Below are 370 nucleotides of genomic sequence, written 5' to 3' on the forward strand. Positions count from 1 at the left end.
CCTCTGACGCTACCCAACTGCGCTTCAACCCCGACTTCAAGGCGCAGTTCCGCCGCTGGCAGCAGCAGGTCCTTGGCTTGCAACGGCAGATCGACGCCCAGCAGCGCACGCTGACACGTCCCGGCGCGCCTCACGATCAGGCCGCGACCCGCACTGCGTTACGCAGCTTGACCCTGCAACTGCAGGACCTGCATTTCAGCCGGCCGCATCAACTGCTGTTCACACTGTCCCCGGTCAACCGCCTGAATGTGCATGTCGACCACCTCCACCAACAACTGGGCGACCTCGGGCAACAGGAGGCCCTGGCCCAGCACCGCCTCAAAAGCCAACAACGCGAGCGCTTCAACGCCCGCAGCCGCGAATGGATGGG

Annotated in this window: 1 protein-coding gene; it reads left to right on the forward strand. The window is 64.9% G+C overall.

The window, feature by feature from the left end; all coding sequences use genetic code 11:
* A partial coding sequence (locus EKA13_RS28055; RefSeq protein ID WP_176717505.1) for a hypothetical protein occupies positions 1-370 on the forward strand: 370 nt, incomplete at both ends.

This window comes from Pseudomonas defluvii, from assembly GCF_001695625.1.
In the GTDB taxonomy this organism is placed as follows: domain Bacteria; phylum Pseudomonadota; class Gammaproteobacteria; order Pseudomonadales; family Pseudomonadaceae; genus Aquipseudomonas; species Aquipseudomonas defluvii.